Source organism: Streptomyces sp. PTY087I2 (assembly GCF_001687325.1).
Lineage (GTDB): Bacteria > Actinomycetota > Actinomycetes > Streptomycetales > Streptomycetaceae > Streptomyces.
Genome location: NZ_LZRD01000019.1, coordinates 1 through 18199, shown reverse-complemented (window position 1 = coordinate 18199; position 18199 = coordinate 1). Strand labels below are relative to the sequence as shown.

The window sequence follows — 18199 nt, the reverse complement described above, 5'->3', positions numbered from 1 at the left end:
CATGAACGACACGAACCTCACGACCACGACGGAAGCCGCCTCCGCGACGGAAGCGGCCGAAGCCGCAGAACGCCTGATAGCCGAGTTCCGCGCGCTGCCCGCCGGCAGCGACCGCAAGCCCGAGATCATCACCGAGCTGGACGCCAACGCCCAGGCGCTGCCGTTCCTCGTCTCGGTCGTCGCGGACCCGGGCGAGTACGGCCTCGCCCGGGTCGAGAGCGCCACCGTCCTGCGCCTGTGGCCCCCGGCGGACCCCGCGCTGCGCCACGAAGCGGGCCGCGCCCTGCTCACCGCGCTGCGCGACCCGGCGGAGGACCTGGTCCGGCAGTACGCGGCGATGTCGCTGGCGCCCTACACCGACGACCCGGTCGTCGCCACGGTCCTGGACACCACCGCGCGGGCCGACGAGGACCCGCTCGTACGGGACAGCGCCCGCTTCTCCATCAAGGAGGCCCACCGGCTCCAGGAGACCGGAGCGGGTGGGCCGTGACCACGCGGGGGCTCAGCCCCTGCCGTGTCCGAGCCACTGGGCGGCCTCGGTCGCCCAGTAGGTGAGGATCATCTGCGCCCCGGCCCGCCGGATCCCGGTCAGGCTCTCCAGGATCGCCTTGTCCCGGTCGATCCAGCCCTTCTCGGCGGCGGCCTCGATCATCGCGTACTCGCCGCTGATCTGGTACGCCGCGACCGGCACGTCCACGGACTCCGCGACCTTGGCGAGGATGTCCAGATACGGTCCGGCGGGCTTCACCATGACCATGTCCGCCCCCTCCGCCAGGTCCAGCGCCAGTTCCCGCAGCGACTCGCGGGCGTTGGCCGGATCCTGCTGATAGGTCTTGCGGTCACCGGTGAGCGAGGAGCCGACGGCCTCGCGGAAGGGGCCGTAGAAGGCGGAGCTGTACTTCGCGGTGTAGGCGAGGATCGACACGTCCTCGTGGCCGGTCTGGTCCAGGGCGTCCCGGATCACGCCGACCTGACCGTCCATCATTCCGCTGGGGCCCACCACATGGGCCCCGGCGTCCGCCTGGACCTGGGCCATCTCCGCGTACCGCTCCAGCGTCGCGTCGTTGTCCACCCGGCCGTCCGCCGTCAGGACCCCGCAGTGGCCGTGGTCGGTGTACTCGTCCAGGCACAGGTCCGACATGACGACCAGGTCGTCGCCGACCTCCTCGCGGACCGCGCGCAGACCGAGCTGGAGAATCCCGTCCGGGTCGGTGCCCGCCGTGCCCCGGGCGTCCTTCTTCCCGTCCTCCGGCACCCCGAAGAGCATGATCCCCGAGACCCCGGCCGAGACCGCCTCGACGGCCGCCTTCCGCAGGGTGTCCAGGGTGTGCTGGTGCACGCCGGGCATGGCCGAGATGGCGACCGGGGCGTCGATGCCCTCCCGGACGAACGCGGGGAGGATCAGGTTCGCGGGGTCGAGCCGGGTCTCGGCGACCATCCGCCGCATCGTCGGGGTCGTCCGCAGCCGCCGGGGGCGGGAGCCGGGGAAGTTTGCGTACGCAGTCATCCTTCGACGATAGACCCGTACGCAGCGCGGTCTTACCGACACCCGTGCCGGGAAAGGCGGCGGGCCCGGCCGCCGAAGCGACCGGGCCCACTCACCCGCGTACTGCCGTTACGTCGTCGTCCGGCGCCGACGCGCGCCCGGGCGGCGCTCGCTCGGCCGGGTCACCGGGTCACCGGCCTCCTTCGCCGCGTCCCGGCGCTGCGCACCGAAGGCGGCGAGCGCCTCGGCGAGCTTGTGCACCGACGGCTCGGGGGACAGCACGTCCACCCGCAGACCGTGCTCCTCGGCGGTCTTCGCGGTGGCCGGGCCGATACACGCGATGACGGTCACGTTGTGCGGCTTGCCCGCGATACCGACCAGGTTCCGCACCGTCGAGGACGAGGTGAACAGGACCGCGTCGAAGCCGCCGCCCTTGATCGCCTCGCGGGTGTCGGCCGGCGGCGGCGAGGCGCGGACCGTGCGGTACGCGGTGACGTCGTCGACCTCCCAGCCCAGCTCGATGAGCCCGGCCACCAGGGTCTCGGTGGCGATGTCGGCGCGCGGCAGGAACACCCGGTCGATCGGGTCGAAGACCGGGTCGTAGGGCGGCCAGTCCTCCAGCAGCCCGGCGGCGGACTGCTCGCCGGAGGGCACCAGGTCCGGCTTCACGCCGAAGTCGATCAGCGCGGCGGCGGTCTGCTCGCCGACGGCGGCGACCTTGATCCCGGCGAAGGCCCGGGCGTCGAGACCGTACTCCTCGAACTTCTCCCGGACCGCCTTGACGGCGTTCACGCTGGTGAAGGCGATCCACTCGTAGCGCCCGGTGACCAGGCCCTTGACCGCGCGCTCCATCTGCTGGGGCGTACGCGGCGGCTCGACGGCGATCGTCGGGACCTCGTGCGGCACCGCACCGTAGGAACGCAGCTGGTCGGAGAGCGACGCGGCCTGCTCCTTGGTACGCGGGACGAGCACCCTCCAGCCGAACAGCGGCTTGGACTCGAACCACGCGAGCTGGTCGCGCTGGGCGGCGGAGCTGCGCTCTCCGACCACGGCTATGACCGGCCGGTGGCCCTCGGGCGAGGGGAGCACCTTGGCCTGCTTGAGGGTCTGGGCGATCGTCCCGAGGGTCGCCGTCCAGGTGCGCTGACGGGTGGTGGTGCCCGCGATCGTCACGGTGAGCGGAGTGTCGGGCTTGCGGCCCGCCGAGACGAGCTCACCGGCGGCGGCCGCGACCGCGTCCAGCGTGGTGGAGACGACGGCGGTCGCGTCGCTCGCGCCGACCTCGCTCCAGCACCGGTCGGAGGCCGTACGGGCGTCGACGAAACGGACGTCCGCGCCCTGCGCGTCGCGGAGCGGCACCCCGGCGTACGCGGGCACGCCGACGGCGTTCGCGATGCCCGGGACCACCTCGAAGGGCACCCCGGCGGCGGCACAGGCGAGCATCTCCGCGCCCGCGTCGCCGTCCAGACCCGGATCGCCCGCGACGGCACGGACCACCCGCCTGCCGCCCTTCGCGGCCTCCATGACAAGATTGGCCGCATCCCTGAGAACGGGTACACCGGCGGCTGTTGACGAGACGTCAACAACCGTCAGCTCAGGCGTGCTCACGCCTTCCCGCGCATGGCTGCGAACGACGTCGAGCACATCGGGCTCGGCGACAAGGACGTCCGCGCTCGCGAGCGCTTCGACAGCGCGCAGAGTCAGCAGTCCCGGGTCGCCGGGACCGGCGCCGAGGAAGGTGACCTGGCCTTGGGCGGACAGGACCGGAAAGTCGGATGCGGCGGGGCCGGTGGGGCTCAAAGTGCTCGCTCCCCCATAAGACCGGCCGCACCCTTGGCGAGCATCTCGGACGCGAGTTCGCGACCGAGGGCCGCCGCGTCGTCGTGCGACGTGGGGACGGGACCGGTGGTGGACAGCTGTACGAGCGAGGAACCGTCGGTGGAACCGACGACTCCGCGCAGGCGCAGTTCGTTGACAACCTGCCCGTCGGCCAGGACGTCGGCCAGCGCACCCACGGGTGCGGAGCAGCCGGCCTCCAGGGCGGCGAGCAGGGCGCGCTCGGCGGTCACGGCGACCCGGGTGTACGGGTCGTCGAGCTCGGCGAGCGCGGCGGCGAGGTCGGCGCTGGACGCGGCGCACTCGATCGCCAGTGCTCCCTGGCCGGGAGCGGGCAGGACGGTGTCGACCGGCAGGAAGTCGGTCACCTCACCGCTCCGGCCGAGACGGCTGAGCCCGGCGGCGGCGAGAACCACCGCGTCCAGCTCGCCGTCCCGCACGAACCCGATCCGCGTGTCGACGTTGCCCCGGATGGGGACGGTCTCGATCCGCAGTCCGTGGGACCGGGCGTACGCGTTGAGCTGCGCCATGCGGCGCGGCGAACCGGTGCCGATGCGGGCGCCGTCGGGCAGCTGCTCGAAGGTCAGCCCGTCCCGGGCCACCAGCGCGTCGCGCGGGTCCTCGCGCTGCGGCACAGCGGCCAGCACCAGCTCGTCGGGCTGGCTGGTCGGCAGGTCCTTGAGCGAGTGGACCGCGAAGTCCACCTCGCCCCGCAGCAGCGCCTCGCGCAGGGCGGCGACGAAGACGCCGGTGCCGCCGATCTGCGCCAGGTGCTCGCGGGAGGTGTCCCCGTACGTGGTGATCTCGACGAGCTCGACGGCGCGCCCGGTCACCTCGCGGACCGCCTCGGCGACGAGCCCGGACTGGGCCATGGCGAGCTTGGAGCGCCGGGTGCCCAGCCGGAGCGGCGCGGCGCCCCGCGCGTCCGGCGATGAGTTGTCGGTCATGACCGCCCTCTATTCGGGTCGTTCAGGTCGGCCCGGGAGACGGCGGCCACCGTCTGCGGGTCGAGGTCGAAGAGTTCTCGCAGCGCGTCCGCGTACCCGGCGCCGCCGGGCTCGCTGGCGAGCTGCTTGACCCGCACGGTGGGCGCGTGCAGGAGCTTGTCGACGACGCGGCGCACGGTCTGGGTGATCTCGGCGCGCTGCTTCTCGTCCAGGTCGGGGAGGCGGCCGTCCAGCCGGGCGATCTCGCCGGCGACCACGTCGGCGGCCATGGTGCGCAGGGCGACCACGGTCGGGGCGACGTGCGCGGCGCGCTGGGCGGCGCCGAAGGCGGCCACCTCGTCGGAGACGATCGTGCGGACCCGGTCCACGTCGGCGGCCATCGGGGCGTCGGCGGACGCCTCGGCGAGCGACTCGATGTCGACGAGGCGCACCCCGTCGATGCGGTGCGCGGCGCCGTCGATGTCGCGCGGCATGGCGAGGTCGAGCAGGGCGAGCCGGACCGGTCCGGTGGACTGCGCGGGCACGGTGACCCGGCGCGGCGCGGCCGCCGGACCGGCGAGCGCGGCGGAGGCGGCGGAACCGTTCTCCACCCAGGCGGCGTGCTGGTCGACGTCGTCCGGGGCGGGGGCGACGGCGGTGACCGTCGGTGCCTCGGGCGCGGCGTCCAGGGTCACGCCCAGGGCGTCGGCGAGGGCGTCGGCGGTGAGCACGAGGCCGGTGGAGCCGGTGCAGGAGACGACGATGTCGGCACGTGTCAGTTCGTCGCCCACCGAGGACATCTCGACGGCGCGGGCGCGCACGGCGGTGCCGTCGCCCTGCTGGAGGATCTCCACCAGACGGTCCGCGCGGGCGCGGGTCCGGTTGGCGACGACGATCTCGGCGACACCGGTCCGGGCGAGGGTCGCGGCGGCCAGCGAGGACATGGAGCCGGCGCCGATGACCAGGGCGCGCTTGCCCTCGGCCCACAGGGCGGGGTCGGCCCCGGCGGCGAGCTGCTGGAGCCCGAAGGTGACGAGCGACTGCCCGGCCCGGTCGATCCCGGTCTCGCTGTGGGCGCGCTTGCCGACCCGCAGGGCCTGCTGGAAGAGGTCGTTCAGCAGCCGTCCGGCGGTGTGCAGCTCCTGGCCGCGCGCCAGCGCGTCCTTGATCTGGCCGAGGATCTGGCCCTCGCCGACAACCATCGAGTCCAGCCCGCAGGCCACCGAGAACAGGTGGTGGACGGCCCGGTCCTCGTAGTGCACATAGAGATACGGAGTGAGCTCCTCGAGACCGACGCCGCTGTGCTGGGCGAGCAGGGTGGAGAGCTCGGCGACGCCCGCGTGGAACTTGTCCACGTCCGCGTACAGCTCGATGCGGTTGCAGGTGGCCAGCACGGCGGCCTCGGTCGCGGGTTCCGCGGCGAGGGTGTCCTGGAGCAGCTTGGCCTGGGTCTCGGCAGCGAGGGACGCCCGCTCCAGTACGGAGACGGGGGCGCTGCGGTGGCTGAGTCCGACGACGAGGAGGCTCATGCGGGCATCACGGCGGGCATGTCCCCGTCGGGTCCTTTTCGGCCGGTGGGCGTGGCGCGCATCGGGGGCGCGCCCTCGTCCTCGGCGGTGGCGTCCTCGCCCGCCTTGCGCTGCTCGTGGAACGCGAGGATCTGGAGCTCGATGGAGAGGTCGACCTTGCGTACGTCGACGCCCTCGGGCACCGACAGGACGGTCGGCGCGAAGTTCAGGATGGAGGTCACACCGGCGGCGACGAGCCGGTCGCAGACCTGCTGGGCCGCGCCGGGCGGGGTGGTGATCACGCCGATGGACACACCGTTGTCGCTGATGATCCGGTCGAGGTCGTCGGTGTGCTGGACGGGGATCCCGGCCACCGGCGTACCGGCCATGGCGGGGTCGGCGTCGATGAGCGCCGCGACGCGGAAGCCGCGGGAGGCGAAGCCGCCGTAGTTGGCGAGGGCCGCGCCGAGGTTACCGATACCGACGATCGCGACCGGCCAGTCCTGGGTGAGCCCGAGCTCACGCGAGATCTGGTAGACGAGATACTCGACGTCGTACCCGACACCCCGGGTGCCGTAGGACCCCAGGTAGCTGAAGTCCTTGCGCAGCTTCGCCGAGTTGACGCCGGCCGCCGTGGCCAGCTCCTCGGAGGAGACCGTGGGGACCGATCGCTCGGAGAGCGCGGTCAGCGCGCGCAGATACAACGGAAGTCGGGCGACGGTGGCCTCGGGAATTCCTCGGCTACGGGTCGCCGGTCGGTGAGTTCGGCCAGTTGCCACGGTGCTCCTGCGGGATGAGCGGGGCTGTAGGCGGCCGTATGTCCCAAGACCGCCCCGTCGAATGCAGGCTATGTCTTTGTGAACGCGTGCACAAAGATTGTGTCCGTTTTGTCCGGTCAAAGTGACCGGGGTCACGCGCATTTCCCGCGCGATCCCGGAACCAGGGACCGCAACGGCCCGTTGCAGCCTCGAAGGGGGCAAAGCGGTACACACTCCTCACAACTACGCCCCCGAGGCCACTCAAAACGCCCGCAATGTTAACCGGGTTTCGCGTCCGCACCCAGCGCCTTGCGCAGCCTCGCCGGGTCCACGCGCCAGAACGTGTGCTGCTCGTCATCGATCAGCACCACCGGAATCTGCTCCCAGTACTCCTTGTACAGCTTCTCGTCCTCGGTGATGTCCTTCTCCACCCACGACGCCCCGGTCTCCTCGCAGACCGCGCTCACCACCGCCCGCGCGTCCTCGCACAGATGACAGCCCGGCTTCCCGACCAGCGTGACCACCCGCTCGGCGGGCTTCTTCTTCGTACGTCGCAGCAGAGGACTCATGCTCTCCATTCTGCGCCCGCCGCGCCCGTTTTCCGGGCCCGCCCGACCCGCCGCGGGGCCGCCCGGAATCGACCGATTCACCATTCCGCCCCGAAGCGTTCACGCCACCGCATCACGGCAGGTCGGGCACGTACGGACGGACTGGCTATGCTCACCGCATGGCCGCTCTTGGATGGCTCACCCCCCGTAGGCGTTCCGCGACTGCGCGCAGCGTCCTGGCAGGCGAGGCCGCCGCCGAGGCCGCGCGCAAGACCTCGGCCGCCGACGACGACGCCGCCCTCCTGACCGCACCCCCCGAAGAAGCACCCGAGGAGCCCGCGTTCCCGGTCGCCGGGGACGTCCGCGCCGCCGCCTTCTTCGACCTCGACAACACCGTGATGCAGGGCGCCGCGATCTTCCACTTCGGCCGCGGCCTCTACAAGCGGAAGTTCTTCGAACGCCGCGAACTCACCCGGTTCGCCTGGCAGCAGGCGTGGTTCCGGCTGGCCGGCGTCGAGGACCCCGAGCACATGCAGGACGCCCGCGACAGCGCCCTGTCCATCGTCAAGGGCCACCGCGTCTCCGAGCTGATGTCCATCGGCGAGGAGATCTACGACGAGTACATGGCCGACCGCATCTGGCCCGGCACCCGCGCCCTGGCCCAGGCCCACCTGGACGCCGGGCAGAAGGTCTGGCTGGTCACCGCCGCACCCGTGGAGACCGCCACCATCATCGCCCGCCGCCTCGGCCTGACCGGCGCGCTCGGCACCGTCGCCGAATCGGTCGACGGCGTCTACACCGGCCGCCTGGTCGGCGAACCGCTGCACGGCCCAGCCAAGGCCGAGGCCGTCCGCGCCCTGGCCGCCGCCGAGGACCTCGACCTGGACCGCTGCGCCGCCTACAGCGACTCGCACAACGACATCCCGATGCTCTCGCTGGTCGGCCACCCCTACGCGATCAACCCCGACACCAAGCTCCGCAAGTACGCCCGCGCCCGTGACTGGCGGCTGCGCGACTACCGCACCGGCCGCAAGGCCGCCAAGGTCGGCATCCCGGCCGCCGCCGGGGTCGGCGCGCTCGCGGGCGGCACCGCCGCGGCCGTCGCCCTGCACCGCCGCCGCCGCTGACCCCCACTCCCTCCATCGCGCCCCGTGCCCCCATCCGGTCACGGGGCGCAGCCACGCCCGAAGCCGTACGTCCGGTCGAAAGCCGTTTCGCCGCCACCGCCGACGCCCCCTCCGGCCAGGCCTGTCACCGGTGCCCGGCCACAACCCGTCGCCCCCATAGGCAGATCACGAAGTAATCCGATCAATAAACGGTCACCATGTGCTACTTGATACGTCACTTAGCGATAAGAGAAGCGACGGAACCGGTGATTTAGACAACTGGGTGTAGCGCTGCCTGCACGAAGCGTTATTCTCCTCAGACGCATCACGGAGACCGTCACCCGCTACCACGGGTGACGATTTTCGAACTGCTCGTGATGGAAGCTCTGCCTCTGGGAGTCCCGTGTACCCACACGTCGGGGTTGACGCCTCGGGCCTGGCTACGCTGCGTGCATCGGTCATTGACCGCTTGCGCGGCTTCGTCCCCACCGCGTACGCCGTCCCCGCATTTGCCACCCCTGCACCTGCCGGCCCCTGCTACGCCCTGGCCGAACGCAGTGCGGCGGTCGGAAGACGCAGCACCCGCGCCGCCTCGACCACCACGTCGGCCGTCCGCCGTCCCACGGCCGACAGCGACAGCGCGCGCATGATGGATCTCGTCGAGCGCGCACAGGCCGGCGAGGCGGACGCCTTCGGCCGCCTGTACGACCAGTACAGCGACACGGTGTACCGGTACATCTACTACCGCGTGGGCGGCAAGGCGACCGCGGAGGACCTCACCAGCGAGACCTTCCTCCGCGCACTGCGCCGTATCTCCACGTTCACCTGGCAGGGCCGCGATTTCGGCGCCTGGCTGGTCACGATCGCTCGCAACCTGGTCGCCGACCACTTCAAATCCAGTCGTTTCCGACTGGAAGTGACCACCGGCGAAATGCTCGACGCCAACGAGGTGGCGCGCAGCCCCGAGGACTCCGTCCTGGAGTCCCTCTCCAACGCCGCGCTGCTCCAGGCCGTCCGGCGACTCAACCCCCAGCAGCAGGAGTGCGTCACCCTGCGGTTCCTCCAGGGCCTCTCGGTCGCCGAGACCGCCCGCGTGATGGGCAAGAACGAGGGCGCGATCAAGACCCTCCAGTACCGGGCCGTGCGGACGCTCGCCCGGCTCCTGCCGGACGACGCACGCTGACGACGCCCGCCGACACCCCCTGCCGACACCCCCGCCGACAACCCCTGCGTGACCGTCCCGTCACGCACTGGTCCGATCATCTTTCGTGCGTAACCCAAGTGCCGCGCGCGTCGTTGTGCCGGTTGCAGGCCCCCTGTCGTCACCACCTGTCCGTCTCCGCTCACTCCATCGAGTGGAAACGCTCAAGGTGGGCAACCTTCCGGACCGCCAGGGGAGTCGACCGTCATGACGAGAGGAGGTGCCGCCAGTGATCGCAAACGTTTCGGCACACCGGCGGGCGAACGCCTTCGCCCAGGCCCTGGAGGAGCAGACCCCCCAGGGTGCGGCGGCCGCAGAGCCCGCGGAGCCGGCCGACCAGGCCGACCGCGGACCGCTGTTGGCCCTGGCGAACGGCCTCGGTGAGCTACCGAAGCCGCAGTTGGACCCCGAGGTCAAAGTGGTGCAGCGAGCCCAGCTCGTCGCCGCCATGGAGGCCATGTTCGCCGAGGGCGGCGCGTCCACGGGCCCTACGGTGCCCGTGCAACGGGGCAAGGGGGCCCACCGGGCCTCACCACTGCGGAAACTGCGACCCCGCTCCCGCTGGGCGAAGGGGCTCACCGCCGGCGGGCTCACCGTCGGCGTGGCCGCGGGAGCCTTCGGCGGCGTGGCCGCCGCCAGCTCCGACGCCCTCCCCGGTGATTCGCTGTACGGGCTCAAGCGCGGAATGGAGGACATCAGCCTCGGCATGGCCAAGGGCGACGCCGACCGCGGCGAGGCCTATCTCGACCAGGCCTCCACCCGGCTCAGCGAGGCCCGCAGACTCATGGAGCGCGGCCGCTCCGGCGCCCTGGACCACGAATCCCTCGGCTCCGTCAGACGCGCGCTCAACGGCATGTCCCACGACGCCTCCGAGGGCCACCGCCTGCTCCGCTCCGCCTACCAGCGCGACGGTGCGATCGGCCCCATCCAGACCCTGGACACCTTCTCCCGCTCGCACCGCGACACCTGGAGCAGCCTCCGCGACCGGCTGCCCGTCCAGCTCACCGACGTCCGCGACGAGGTCACCTCCGTCTTCGACGCCATGGACGAGGAAGTCGCGCCGCTCCAGTCCCTCCTCCCCCGTCCCCCGGGCGAGGACAAGGGCACCGGACGCTCCGACACCACCACCGCCCCGGGCAAGGACTCCCCCCGCACCGACGCCACCGCACCTCCGGCCTCCCCCGAGAAGCCCGGAGGCCGCACCGACGGCAGCACGGACCCCAAGCCCTCCGGCTCGTCGGGCTCCTCCGACGCCACCCCGGACGACGGCCTGCTCGGCGGCACGGACGGCCTGCTGGACGAGCTCCCCACGGACGAGCTCACCCCGCCGCCCGCCGAGAACCGCCCGAGCGCACCCGCCGCCCCGGACGTCACCCTGCCCCCGCTCCTCCCCGGGCTCCTCCCGGGCCTCGGCATCGACGGCGAGAACCTCAGGCCGTAAAGCCGAAACGGACACGGAGAAGGGGCCGGTACGCGAATCGCGTACCGGCCCCTCCTTCATAACAGCCTTCTCCGTGACAGCCTTGTTCGTAACAGCCTCAGAAGAAGACCGACCGCCGCTGCACCAGCAGCTTGTACAGCGTGTGCTGGATCTGCTCCCGCACCTGGTCCGTCAGGTTGAACATCAGCATCGGGTCCTCCGCCGCCTCCGGCGGATAGCCGTCCGTCGGGATCGGCTCACCGAACTGGATCGTCCACTTCGTCGGCAGTGGCAGCGCACCCAGCGGCCCCAGCCACGGGAACGTCGGCGTGATCGGGAAGTACGGGAAGCCCAGCAGCCTGGCCAGCGTCTTCGCGTTGCCGATCATCGGGTAGATTTCCTCCGCCCCCACGATCGAGCACGGCACGATCGGCGCGCCCGCCCGCAGCGCCGTCGACACGAACCCGCCCCGCCCGAAGCGCTGAAGCTTGTAGCGCTCGCCGAACGGCTTGCCGATGCCCTTGAACCCCTCCGGCATCACCCCGACGATCTCGCCCATCTCCAGCAGCCGCTGCGCGTCCTCCGCACAGGCCAGCGTGTGACCGGCCTTGCGCGCCAGCTCGTTGACGACCGGGAGATGGAAGACCAGATCGGCGGCGAGCAGCCGCAGATGCCGCTCGGCCGGATGGTTGTCGTGCACCGCGACCTGGAGCATCAGCCCGTCCAGCGGCAGCGTCCCGGAGTGGTTGGCCACGATGAGCGCCCCGCCGTCCGACGGGATGTTCTCGATGCCCTTCACCTCGACCCGGAAGTACTTGTCCGCCAGCGGCCGCAGCGCCGACATCAGGACCTGGTCGGTGAGCTCCTTGTCGTAACCGAACTCGTCGACGTCGTAATCGCCGGTGACCCGCCGCCGCAGGAACGCGAGCCCGCCCGCGATCCGCCGCTCCCAGCTCCCGGCCGCCGAACGGCCCTCGTCCACCGTGGCCGACCCGGCCTCCCGGGGCCCGCCGTCCGTCTCCTCGGTCCCCGGGGACCGGTCGGACAGGGCGTCGGCCGGGACGTCGCCCTGCTCGGGGACCTGCGCCCCCGGCAGGGCGCTCACCGGAGCGGCGGAGCCGTCGCCCCGGCCGCTGCCGCCGCCCGCCCCGGTCCTGCGCCGCGCCGGACGGGCACCGCCACCGGACCGCGAACGGTCGTCGTCGAACGGAATGACCTTGGCATCCGCCATCGTCGGTGCGCTCCTCTACCTGGCGCCGTGAGTCGTCTGTACCGCACCGGCCCCGCGCTCCCGCGGTCCGGCGCCTCCCGGCAGCGGCAACGCCGCCAGCCGGTCCACCGCCCTGCCCACCGTCTCCGGCGGCAGCAGCCCCGGCCCCCGGCTCCGCGCGAACTCCGCGAAGGTCTCCGCCGTGGTGAACGCCGGCCGGAAACCGAGGGTCTCGCGCATCTGCACCGTCGAGACCACCCGGCCGTGGGTGAGCAGCCGGATCTGCTCCGGCGAGAAGTCCGTCATGCCGATCGTACGGAGCGCCGAGCCGACCCAGGTGACGGCGGGCAGCAGCACGGGAACGGTCGGCTTCCCCAGCCGCCGCGAGCACTGCGACAGCAGCAGCACCCCGTCGCCGGCGATGTTGAACGTGCCGCTGTTCAGCGTTCCGCGCCGGGGCTCGCTCGCCGCGATCCCGAGGACGTCGATCACATCGTCCTCGTGCACGAACTGGAGCCGCGGGTCGTAGCCGAGGACGGTCGGCAGGACGGGCAGCGACAGATAGTCGGCCAGCGGCGAGTCCGGGTGCGGCCCCAGGATGTTGGCGAACCGCAGCACGCACACCGCCACGTCCGGGCGGCGGCGGGCGAAGCCGCGTACGTACCCCTCGACCTCCACCGCGTCCTTCGCGAAGCCACCGCTCGGCAGCGACTTGGGCGGGGTGGTCTCGGTGAACACGGCCGGATCGCGGGGCGCCGACCCGTACACGCTCGTGCTGGACTTCACCACGAGCCGCTGCACCGTCGGCGACTTCTGGCAGGCGCCGAGCAGCTGCATGGTGCCGATGACGTTGGTCTCCTTGACCGCCGTCCGGCCGCCGGCGCCGAGCGCCTTGCCGGAGACGTCCAGGTGGACCACCGTGTCGACGGCGTACTCGGCCAGGATCCGCGCTATGGCCGACTGCCGGATGTCGGCGCGGACGAACTCCGCGTCGCCCAGCTGATGCGGGGGCACGACGGCGTCGACCGCGATCACCCGGTCCACCCCGGGATCGCGCTGGACGCGCCGGACGAAGCGGCCCCCCAGCTGCCGGGCCACTCCTGTGACGAGGACGACCTTCCCCAAGACCAGCGCCTTCCGTCGGCCCGGGAAGCCTGACCCGACTCCCCTGCTTCCCGCGGTAACTTCTCTGGCGGTCACCGTAGCGGGTGGACGGTTCCCTGTAACGCACCGCAGCCCCTCCACCGGAACGGCGGAGGGGCTGCGGTCTCACGAACTGCGTTCGCTTACTTCTTGTTGCGACGCTGAACGCGCGTGCGCTTGAGCAGCTTGCGGTGCTTCTTCTTGGCCATCCGCTTGCGCCGCTTCTTGATAACAGAGCCCACGACTACCCTCGCTCACTTCTTCTTCACTGGTGCGGGGCGTCTGGGCCCACACGACCTACGTCGGCCTAGCCTACCCGCCACTGTCCGAGGGACGTAATCCGCGGGCAACCCGAGGCGAACCTCAGGCTGATTCCACCCCCACAAAGGACTCGCGGAGATACGCGTGAACCGCTTGCTCCGGCACCCGGAAGGACCTGCCCACCCGGATCGCCGGCAGATGACCGCTGTGCACCAGGCGGTACACCGTCATCTTCGACACTCGCATGACCGAGGCGACTTCCGCCACGGTCAGAAACTTGACCTCGTTGAGAGGCCTCTCGTTGTCAGCAGCCATGATCCACCTGTCCCTCCGCACCGGACGCGCACCGGCTTCCCCTCCGGTGACTCTTCGTCGTTGTGCGCTCACTCCCCAGATTAGGGGCGGGTGGTGCGAGTGGGGAAGAGGGGAGGCGATCGACGGCTTACTGTGACAGACAGGCCCGATTGAGCACATAGCGCGTCAACGGCCGGTAGAACGGGGCCCGTACGCCGTCGTCGAGCGGTACGACCACGGACACCCGCCCCTCCGCCTCCCCCACGAACAGCGCCGGATCGTCCGTGTCCGCCGGACCGATCGCCTCGATCCCCAGCTGACCTGCGCCGCAGACCCAGCCGTGATCCCCGATCACCAGCTCGGGCAGCACCCCGAGCCGCTCCGCCGCGTCCTGGAGCGCGAGCCGCACGGGCAGCGGCGAATGCGTGTGCGCGCCGGTCTCGCCCCCGGTGGGCCGCCCCCCGGGTTCGCGCACCAGGGCCACACCCCGTACGTAGTCGAGACGGTACGTACGTACGCCAAACCGGGTCGTTATGTCGACACATCTCCCCTGCGCAGGGGTGAGAACAGGACAGCCGACCGCCGACAGAGCGTCTGCCAGCCCGGCGTAGAAACCGAGCAGCCGGTGCGGATGCCCGGTCCCCAGCAGCACCGGGGCCCGCCGCTCGGCCACCAGCGCCAACCGCTCGGCGAACGCGTCCAGCGCGGCCACCGTCCGGTCCGGATCGATCGCATCGGGGCCGGTCACCCGCGTCGGGTCGGCCGAGACCCCGCACCGGTCCGCCATCAGCCGCAACAGCTCACCCTCGCCCCAGGCCCGCTCGGGCGCCAGCCCCAGCATCACCCGGGGATCCCGGGCGGCGAACAGCCGGTAGCTGCGCAGACTCGTCTCGCGCGACGTGGCCACGGGCCCGGCCAGCCGGGCCGCCAGCAGATGGGCGCGCAGCGCCCCGGTGCTCAACACCCCTGGGATGCTGCCGTATCGCGGAGCCGGAGAGGGCGGGAATCCCGTTACGCCCCACCGTTGGCGTAACGCACGGCACAATGCCCCGCGCGACGCGCACACACGGACCGACAGCGCTCCCGCTGCGCCTCAGGTAAGCAGCCCCCGCAGCGGGAAGGCGGCCTTCCGGGACGCCAGCACCGCCTGGTCCAGCCTGTCCGCCGGGTCGTACCCGTCCTCCCACGCCTTCCACGACGGCGTACGCCCGTCGGTCATCCGGCCGGGCCCCAGCTGCCGCGTACGGGCGTAGACGAGATCGCGCCACGACGGCGGCACCACCGACTCCGGATCGACGGGGGCGTGCGCGGCGATCCCGACGAGGTGCGTCCACGACCGGGGCACCACGTCCACCACCGCGTACCCGCCCCCGCCGAGCGCCACCCAGCGCCCGTCGGCGTGGTCGTGGGCCAGCCGGTGGCAGGACTCCATGACCGCCCGCTGCGCGTCCAGCGACACCGCGAGATGGGCGAGCGGGTCCTCGAAGTGTGTGTCGGCCCCGTGCTGGGTGACGAGCACCTGGGGCCTGAAGTCGGCCAGCAGCTCGGGCACCACCGCATGGAAGGCCCGCAGCCACCCCTCGTCCCCGGTCCCGGCCGGCAGCGCCACGTTCACTGCGGACCCCTCGCCGGCCCCGGCCCCGGTCTCCTCCGGCCACCCGGTCTGCGGGAACAGCGTCCTCGGGTGCTCGTGCAGCGAGACCGTCAGGACGCGCGGGTCCTCCCAGAACGCGGCCTGCACCCCGTCCCCGTGGTGGACGTCCACATCGACGTACGCGACCCGCTCCGCGCCGAGCTCCAGCAGCCGGGCGATGGCGAGCGCCGGGTCGTTGTAGACGCAGAACCCGGCGGCCGAGCCCGGCATGGCGTGATGCAGCCCCCCGGTGAAGTTCACCGCGTGCTCGGTCTCGCCCCGCCACACGGCCTCGGCGGCCCCGACGGACAGCCCGGCGATCAGCGCGGAGGCCTCGTGCATCCCGGCGAACGCCGGATCGTCGACGGTCCCGAGCCCGTAGTTCTGGTCGGCGGCCCGCGGATTCGCGGAGGCGGCCCGGACGGCCGCCACATAGTCCTGCCGGTGCACGAGTCTCAGACTGGAGTCCCCCAAGGGCCTCGCCGACCGCAGATCCACCGCCGAATCGAGCCCGAACGCCCGCACCAGCCCCATCGTCAGGGCCAGCCGGACCGGGTCCATCGGGTGGGTGTCCCCGAAGTCGTATCCCGTAACTGCGTCATCCCACATCAGCTGTGCGCGGCCGCTCATGCCCGCCACCGTATCGGGCGGGCTCCGGCCCGAACGCGCGGGCATACACGAGCGTCGCCAGCACCAGAACCATCGGTACGAGCATGGCCCCGCGATAACTCCACGCATCCCCCAGAGCGCCCACGAGCGGCGAACCGACCAAGAACCCCACATAGTTGAAGATATTCAGCCGTGCCACAGCAGCGTCGCTGTTCCCCGGGAACATCCGCCCGGCGGCGGCGAAGGCCTGCGGCACGATCACGCAGAGCCCGAACCCGAGCATCGTGAACCCGAGCATCCCCACCCAGGCCCCGGGCGCGACCGCCACCACCGCGAACCCGCCGGCCGCCAGCAGACTCCCGCCCCGCACCACGGCGACGGCCCCGAACCGCCGCACCCCGAGGTCCCCCACGGTCCGCCCCAGCAGGGTCGTCACCATGTAGACGTTGTACGGGACGGTCGCGAGCTGCTCCGAACTGCCCAGCACGTCCTGGAGGTACTTGGCACTCCAGTTGGAGACAGTGGAGTCTCCGATGTAGGCGAAGGTCATGATGAGGCAGAGCGGCAGCAACAGCTTGAACGAAAGCGCCCCGCCCGAAGCGCCCTTCGCGCTTCCCGGCCCCTTCATGCCTTCCGGCCCGTTCGTTCCTTCCGGCCCCTTCCCTTCCGTGTACCACCGGCTCCCGATCAGCGCGGCGGGCAGCAGCACGGCGACGACGGGCAGGTAGGAAGCGAGCAACGACAGCTCCCACCGGGCCCCGACCCATGCCAGGGACGCCCCCGCGATCCCGCCGAGGCTGTAGGCGGCGTGAAAGCCGGTCATGATGGAGCGCCCGTACGCCCGTTGAAGGCTGACGCCCAGCATGTTCATGGAGGCGTCGAGCGCCCCGACGGCCAGCCCGAACACCCCGAGGGCGACGGCGACGTGCCACATCTCCCGCCCGGCGCCCACCCCGAGCAGAGCGAGGAGGACGAGGGGCTGGGCCCACCGCAGGACGACGCTCGGCCGTACCCGCGCGACCACCTTCTCGGTGGCCACGCTGCCGGCCCCCGCCAGGATCGGGACAGCGGCGAGGAAGGCGGGCAGCAGCCCGTCGGATATCCCGTACCGGTCCTGGATGGCGGGGATACGCGTCACCAGAAGAGCGAAAGCCACGCCTTGAACACCGAAGCTCAGCCCCAGGGAGGCCCTGCCGTGCCGCAAGCCCGCATCAGTCATGGCGGCGAGCGTAGAGCCAGGCAGCTACCCATGGGTAGATGGATCAGCCGAGCAGTTTCCGGACGGACGATGTCCGGAGGAGGGGCTTCAGGCGAGCAGTTGGGGCAGCTGGGCCATGTCCGAGAAGTGCCCGGTCACTCCGACGAGCCGGTCGGCGGGCACCATCGAGGTGAACCCGTACACGTCCATCCCCGCCGCCCGTGCCGCTTCGACCCCGAGCGGGCTGTCCTCGATGACGACGCACCGCTCGGGCGAGACGCCCATGCGCTCGGCGGCGTGCAGGAACAGGTCCGGTGCCGGCTTGCCCTTCCCGACATCCTCCGAGCTGAAGATCCACTCCTCCTCGAACCACTGGTCGATCCCCGTCTTACGGTGCCCGACCCGGATCCGCTCATGGCTCCCGGAGGAGGCGACGCAGTAGTCCACGCCGTCCGCGACGAGCTTCCCGAGCAGTTCCTCGGCCCCGTCGACCGCCACCAGCTCCTGCTGGAAGGCGGCGAATGTACGGGCGCTGAGCGTGGAGTCGAAGTCCTCGGGAAGCTTCTGCCCGGTCCTCTCCTCGACGAGATCGTGGACCCGGTGCACGGCGGACCCCATGTAGTCACGGAGCGATTCCTCGTACGAGGTGGGATGACCGAGTTCGGTGAGGTAGCCGGAGAGGACGGTGTTGGCGATCGGCTCGCTGTCGACGAGCACACCGTCGTTGTCGAAGATGACCAGTTCGTAGCGCATGGTCCGACCCTAGACGTTCAGAACGCAGAAAAGCCCCGTGCCACAAGGGCACGGGGCTTTCCCACAAAGATTGTTCGGCGGCGTCCTACTCTCCCACAGGGTCCCCCCTGCAGTACCATCGGCGCTGAAAGGCTTAGCTTCCGGGTTCGGAATGTAACCGGGCGTTTCCCTAACGCAATGACCACCGAAACACTATGAAACTGTGAACACCGGACAAAAACACGGCTGTTCGTTATTTCAGAACTAACACAGTGGACGCGAGCAACTGAGGACAAGCCCTCGGCCTATTAGTACCAGTCAGCTCCACCC

The 18199-nt window shown here is 71.4% G+C and carries 18 protein-coding genes and 1 rRNA gene; 4 read left to right on the top strand and 15 right to left on the bottom strand.

Going from position 1 to position 18199, the window contains the following annotated elements; translation table 11 throughout:
- Position 1: 1 nt before the first annotated feature.
- On the top strand, positions 2 to 490 hold the full coding sequence (locus A3Q37_RS20975; RefSeq protein WP_065486953.1) for a hypothetical protein: 489 nt from the start codon (positions 2 to 4) through the stop codon (positions 488 to 490).
- Between the two features lie 12 nt (positions 491 to 502).
- Here A3Q37_RS20975 and hemB read toward each other — a convergent pair whose 3' ends face one another.
- The 6 genes from hemB to A3Q37_RS20945 all read right to left on the bottom strand — a co-directional run bounded on the left by hemB (position 503) and on the right by A3Q37_RS20945 (position 7083).
- Positions 503 to 1507, bottom strand: coding sequence for a porphobilinogen synthase (gene hemB / locus A3Q37_RS20970; RefSeq protein ID WP_065486951.1), 1005 nt, complete (start codon positions 1505 to 1507; stop codon positions 503 to 505).
- Positions 1508 to 1615: 108 nt separating this feature from the next.
- Positions 1616 to 3286, bottom strand: coding sequence for a bifunctional uroporphyrinogen-III C-methyltransferase/uroporphyrinogen-III synthase (locus A3Q37_RS20965; RefSeq protein ID WP_065486949.1), 1671 nt, complete (start codon positions 3284 to 3286; stop codon positions 1616 to 1618).
- Complete coding sequence (hemC, locus tag A3Q37_RS20960; RefSeq protein WP_065486948.1) at positions 3283 to 4269, bottom strand: hydroxymethylbilane synthase; 987 nt, start codon at positions 4267 to 4269, stop codon at positions 3283 to 3285. Before hemC ends, A3Q37_RS20965 begins: the two co-directional genes overlap by 4 nt.
- Positions 4266 to 5777: a glutamyl-tRNA reductase gene (locus A3Q37_RS20955; protein WP_065486946.1), complete on the bottom strand. Its 1512-nt coding sequence runs from the start codon at positions 5775 to 5777 to the stop codon at positions 4266 to 4268. Before A3Q37_RS20955 ends, hemC begins: the two co-directional genes overlap by 4 nt.
- Positions 5774 to 6535, bottom strand: coding sequence for a redox-sensing transcriptional repressor Rex (locus A3Q37_RS20950; RefSeq protein WP_065486944.1), 762 nt, complete (start codon positions 6533 to 6535; stop codon positions 5774 to 5776). Before A3Q37_RS20950 ends, A3Q37_RS20955 begins: the two co-directional genes overlap by 4 nt.
- Positions 6536 to 6792: 257 nt before the next feature.
- The gene (locus A3Q37_RS20945; RefSeq protein ID WP_065487391.1) at positions 6793 to 7083 is read right to left on the bottom strand and encodes a glutaredoxin family protein; all 291 of its coding nucleotides are present in this window, start codon (positions 7081 to 7083) and stop codon (positions 6793 to 6795) included.
- Between the two features lie 158 nt (positions 7084 to 7241).
- Here A3Q37_RS20945 and A3Q37_RS20940 point away from each other — a divergent pair, with 158 nt between their 5' ends.
- From A3Q37_RS20940 to A3Q37_RS20930, 3 genes are all read left to right on the top strand, one after another.
- Positions 7242 to 8189, top strand: coding sequence for an HAD family phosphatase (locus tag A3Q37_RS20940; RefSeq protein ID WP_065486942.1), 948 nt, complete (start codon positions 7242 to 7244; stop codon positions 8187 to 8189).
- 382 nt (positions 8190 to 8571) lie between these two features.
- Positions 8572 to 9351, top strand: coding sequence for an ECF subfamily RNA polymerase sigma factor, BldN family (locus A3Q37_RS20935; RefSeq protein ID WP_065486940.1), 780 nt, complete (start codon positions 8572 to 8574; stop codon positions 9349 to 9351).
- A 247-nt stretch (positions 9352 to 9598) separates the two neighbouring features.
- Positions 9599 to 10810 (top strand): DUF5667 domain-containing protein, encoded by a 1212-nt coding sequence (locus tag A3Q37_RS20930; RefSeq protein ID WP_065486938.1) that lies wholly within the window; start codon positions 9599 to 9601, stop codon positions 10808 to 10810.
- 97 nt (positions 10811 to 10907) lie between these two features.
- On the opposite strand, the gene A3Q37_RS20925 is transcribed toward A3Q37_RS20930, so the two are convergent.
- The 9 genes from A3Q37_RS20925 to rrf all read right to left on the bottom strand — a co-directional run bounded on the left by A3Q37_RS20925 (position 10908) and on the right by rrf (position 18079).
- On the bottom strand, positions 10908 to 12020 hold the full coding sequence (locus A3Q37_RS20925) for a lysophospholipid acyltransferase family protein (RefSeq protein WP_065486936.1): 1113 nt from the start codon (positions 12018 to 12020) through the stop codon (positions 10908 to 10910).
- A 15-nt stretch (positions 12021 to 12035) separates the two neighbouring features.
- Complete coding sequence (locus A3Q37_RS20920; protein ID WP_065486934.1) at positions 12036 to 13124, bottom strand: NAD-dependent epimerase/dehydratase family protein; 1089 nt, start codon at positions 13122 to 13124, stop codon at positions 12036 to 12038.
- Between the two features lie 161 nt (positions 13125 to 13285).
- A complete protein-coding gene (locus A3Q37_RS35845; RefSeq protein WP_003948845.1) occupies positions 13286 to 13384 on the bottom strand; it encodes a 30S ribosomal protein bS22 in 99 nt (32 codons plus the stop codon).
- Positions 13385 to 13505: 121 nt separating this feature from the next.
- Positions 13506 to 13718 (bottom strand): helix-turn-helix domain-containing protein, encoded by a 213-nt coding sequence (locus A3Q37_RS20915; RefSeq protein ID WP_029182680.1) that lies wholly within the window; start codon positions 13716 to 13718, stop codon positions 13506 to 13508.
- Between the two features lie 127 nt (positions 13719 to 13845).
- A complete protein-coding gene (locus A3Q37_RS20910) occupies positions 13846 to 14661 on the bottom strand; it encodes a phosphatase (protein WP_065486932.1) in 816 nt (271 codons plus the stop codon).
- Positions 14662 to 14790: 129 nt separating this feature from the next.
- Positions 14791 to 15960 (bottom strand): acetoin utilization protein AcuC, encoded by a 1170-nt coding sequence (locus A3Q37_RS20905; RefSeq protein WP_065486930.1) that lies wholly within the window; start codon positions 15958 to 15960, stop codon positions 14791 to 14793.
- On the bottom strand, positions 15929 to 17158 hold the full coding sequence (locus A3Q37_RS20900; RefSeq protein ID WP_065486928.1) for an MFS transporter: 1230 nt from the start codon (positions 17156 to 17158) through the stop codon (positions 15929 to 15931). The genes A3Q37_RS20905 and A3Q37_RS20900 overlap by 32 nt, the downstream gene beginning before the upstream one ends.
- Before the next feature lie 87 nt (positions 17159 to 17245).
- On the bottom strand, positions 17246 to 17890 hold the full coding sequence (locus A3Q37_RS20895) for an HAD family phosphatase (RefSeq protein WP_065486926.1): 645 nt from the start codon (positions 17888 to 17890) through the stop codon (positions 17246 to 17248).
- A gap of 72 nt (positions 17891 to 17962) precedes the next feature.
- Positions 17963 to 18079, bottom strand: a 5S ribosomal RNA gene (rrf, locus tag A3Q37_RS20890).
- Positions 18080 to 18199: the final 120 nt, after the last annotated feature.

Excerpts from the sequence above, each read along its gene's own strand:
- hemC (WP_065486948.1), bottom strand. The coding sequence starts at position 4,269 with ATGACCGACAACTCATCGCCGGACGCGCGGGGCGCCGCGCCGCTCCGG.
- hemB (WP_065486951.1), bottom strand. The coding sequence starts at position 1,507 with ATGACTGCGTACGCAAACTTCCCCGGCTCCCGCCCCCGGCGGCTGCGG.
- A3Q37_RS20955 (WP_065486946.1), bottom strand. The coding sequence starts at position 5,777 with ATGAGCCTCCTCGTCGTCGGACTCAGCCACCGCAGCGCCCCCGTCTCC.
- A3Q37_RS20940 (WP_065486942.1), top strand. The coding sequence starts at position 7,242 with ATGGCCGCTCTTGGATGGCTCACCCCCCGTAGGCGTTCCGCGACTGCG.
- A3Q37_RS20900 (WP_065486928.1), bottom strand. The coding sequence starts at position 17,158 with ATGACTGATGCGGGCTTGCGGCACGGCAGGGCCTCCCTGGGGCTGAGC.
- A3Q37_RS20945 (WP_065487391.1), bottom strand. The coding sequence starts at position 7,083 with ATGAGTCCTCTGCTGCGACGTACGAAGAAGAAGCCCGCCGAGCGGGTG.
- A3Q37_RS20975 (WP_065486953.1), top strand. The coding sequence starts at position 2 with ATGAACGACACGAACCTCACGACCACGACGGAAGCCGCCTCCGCGACG.
- A3Q37_RS20915 (WP_029182680.1), bottom strand. The coding sequence starts at position 13,718 with ATGGCTGCTGACAACGAGAGGCCTCTCAACGAGGTCAAGTTTCTGACC.
- A3Q37_RS20895 (WP_065486926.1), bottom strand. The coding sequence starts at position 17,890 with ATGCGCTACGAACTGGTCATCTTCGACAACGACGGTGTGCTCGTCGAC.
- A3Q37_RS20925 (WP_065486936.1), bottom strand. The coding sequence starts at position 12,020 with ATGGCGGATGCCAAGGTCATTCCGTTCGACGACGACCGTTCGCGGTCC.
- A3Q37_RS20905 (WP_065486930.1), bottom strand. The coding sequence starts at position 15,960 with ATGAGCGGCCGCGCACAGCTGATGTGGGATGACGCAGTTACGGGATAC.